The 533-nt window shown below is 39.2% G+C and carries 1 protein-coding gene; it reads right to left on the minus strand.

Going from position 1 to position 533, the window contains the following annotated elements:
* Nucleotides 1-274 (minus strand): L,D-transpeptidase family protein (locus R7P74_RS28930; RefSeq protein ID WP_318124146.1); only part of this gene is annotated, 274 nt, incomplete at its 3' end.
* Nucleotides 275-533 lie beyond the last annotated feature (259 nt).

Here is a 533-nt window from a genome sequence, read left to right on the forward strand (position 1 = left end):
CGGGATAGCTAATGTGCACCGAGCGATAAAACGCAGAATCCTCAATCACGTAATCGAGCGTGTAACTGCCTTCTGGCGTTCGGTTGTCGCCTTCTTCTTGCTTATGGCCTTTAGGATTGGCACCCAATGCAATACGATATTCTTTTAGTATGATGCCATCTTCCATCAAGTACATTCTGCGTTTCGATTTATCAACTTTAACCAGATCGACAGCCGCGTGCGTACTGAACGTAACCAATCCACACAGAATTAAAGCACACCATTTTATCGACATTGCCAGAACGCCCAAACCAAGAGTCAGAAGGAAATAAAAGAGAAGCTATGCTAGTCAGATGATGCTCACAAAGCAATCTGATTATAACGTTGAGACGTAAAAAAGACGGTGCTAATCGCATCTTGATATTACTGATATTTAAGCAAAGATTTCACTATTCATTAGGCCTAAGTTGCATTACTTTATAAGTATATTTATTTATAAAACCCATACTTTTTGGGAGGGAACTATGATTAACATTGCTTTTTTTAGTGCAAAA

Source organism: Vibrio sp. 2033 (assembly GCF_033339735.1).